The 2,165-nt window shown below is 65.9% G+C and carries 3 protein-coding genes; 2 read left to right on the forward strand and 1 reads right to left on the reverse strand.

Translation table 11 applies throughout. From position 1 onward, the window contains the following. Positions 1–1,032: GTP-binding protein (locus tag AC5RWT_RS36730; RefSeq protein ID WP_494084516.1), on the reverse strand; the 1,032-nt coding region annotated here is incomplete at its 3' end. A 169-nt stretch (positions 1,033–1,201) separates the two neighbouring features. On the opposite strand from AC5RWT_RS36730, the gene AC5RWT_RS36735 reads away from it, so the two are divergent. Next, entirely contained in the window at positions 1,202–1,705 is a 504-nt protein-coding gene (locus AC5RWT_RS36735) for a type II toxin-antitoxin system PemK/MazF family toxin (RefSeq protein ID WP_494084517.1), read from the forward strand. 229 nt (positions 1,706–1,934) lie between these two features. Then, positions 1,935–2,165, forward strand: a 231-nt coding sequence (gene rpsT / locus AC5RWT_RS36740) for a 30S ribosomal protein S20 (protein WP_494084518.1), incomplete at its 3' end; no start/stop codon positions are given.

The following is a 2,165-nucleotide window of genomic DNA, read 5'->3' on the forward strand; positions in this document are numbered from 1 at the left end:
GGTCTCCGGCTCGTAGATCAGTGCCGCGTCGTTGAGCTTGAGTTTGTCCAGTGCGTCGCGCAGGACCGGATAGTCCGTGCCGTCGATCGGGTAGAGCCCGGAAAAGACCATGGGCTTGGGATCCGCGTAGCCGCCCAGCGACTCCGCCGCCGGCTTGGCCAGATTGGTGACCGTGTCGCCCACCTTGGACTGCCGGACGTCCTTCACCCCGGTGATCAGGTAGCCGACTTCCCCGACGCCCAGGCCGTTGGACGGCGTCGGCTCCGGCGAGCTGACACCGATCTCGAGCAGCTCGTGGCTGGCCCTGGTGGACATCATCTGGATGCGTTCGCGCGGCGAGAGCTTGCCGTCGACCACCCGCACGTAAGTGACCACACCGCGGTACGTGTCGTAGACCGAGTCGAAGATCATGGCGCGGGCAGGGGCATCTGCGTCCCCGGTGGGGGCGGGCAGGTCGCGCACGATCTTGTCCAGCAGAGCTTCGACGCCGACGCCGGTCTTGCCGGAGACCTTCAGCACGTCCTCGGGATCGCCGCCGATCAGGTTCGCCAGCTCGGCTGCATACTTTTCCGGTTGCGCGGCCGGCAGGTCGATTTTGTTCAACACCGGGATGATGGCGAGGTCGTTTTCCATCGCCAGGTAGAGGTTCGCCAGCGTTTGGGCCTCGATCCCCTGGGCTGCGTCCACCAGCAGGACTGCGCCCTCGCAGGCTGCCAGCGACCGGGAGACTTCATAGGTGAAGTCCACGTGCCCCGGGGTGTCGATCATGTTCAGGGCGTAGCTGGCGCCGTCGAGCTCCCACGGCATGCGCACGGCCTGGGACTTGATGGTGATGCCGCGTTCCCGCTCAATGTCCATCCGGTCCAGGTACTGGGCCTTCATGTCGCGCGGCTGGACCACGCCGGTGAGCTGGAGCATCCGGTCGGCAAGAGTGGACTTGCCGTGGTCGATGTGGGCGATGATGCAAAAGTTCCTGATGATCGCCGGATCGGTGGCGGCAGGCACCGGCGCGGTGCGGGCCATCGGTGACACAGATGGTTCCTTACTCTCAGACAAGCGGGCTACGGCAATGCGGCCGGTACGACCAGCACGCTGAATTTGCTCAACTATAAGTGTCCCACGCCCGCCCGGTATCCGCGCACCTGCTCCGTGGACATTCCTGCCGATGCCGCGGCGCTGCGTCGTTCAGTAGCCTAGGGCCATGGCATTCTCACCGCGGGGACTCAACCGTCTCCTGAACACCGCCGTCCGGGCGTTCCGGGGACTGTCCGCGTCCGGCCGGTCCGGACCCTCCACGCAGTCACGCTCCGCTTATCCCGGCGACTACCGGGGCCCGGGAACCATCAGCTACTCCCCCGAAGCCGACGGTTCACCCGATCCGGGCGAGATCGTCTGGACCTGGGTGCCCTACGAAGAGGACTACACCCGGGGCAAAGACCGGCCCGTCCTGGTGATTGGCTACCACCGCGGCCATTTGCTGGCGCTCATGCTCACGACACGGGACCGGAACAACGACCATAAGCGCGACAACGACTACCTTGACCTGGGCTCCGGCGCCTGGGACGTCCGGGGCCGGCCCAGCGAAGTCAAGCTCGACCGCGTGCTCCAGCTGGAGCCGGCGGGAGTCCGGCGCGAAGGAGCCGTGCTGCCGCGGGCCTCGTTCGACAAGGTTGCCCACGCCATGCGGCGCCGCGGCTGGAGCTGATCCGGCGTGCCCGGAGCCGGCATGCGCTGACCCGCGGCAACCGGCGGCGTGTCGGCCACCGGCGCATCCGCCGTCCGAACCACGGATCTGCTAACATTTATAGCTGTGTGTCCGCGCAGGTCGACGGGCACCTCGGGCCGGTTGCCATTACGGTACCCCACGCCGCTCAGTCAATGACCGGACCGACTGCCCTCAAAAGACCAAGTTCCTCAACAAAGAGAGTTATTTCGTGGCCAATATCAAGTCCCAGAAGAAGCGCATCCTCACCAACGAGAAGGCACGCCAGCGCAACAACTCGGTTCGGTCCGAGCTGAAGACCGCCATCCGCGCCGTGACCGGTGCCGTCCAGTCCGCTGATCAGGACGCCGCCGCCACCGCTCTGGTTGCCGCGAGCCGGAAGCTGGACAAGGCCGTCAGCAAGGGTGTCATCCACAAGAACAACGCCGCGAACCACAAGTCG

The organism is Arthrobacter sp. Dra40 (assembly GCF_059091905.1).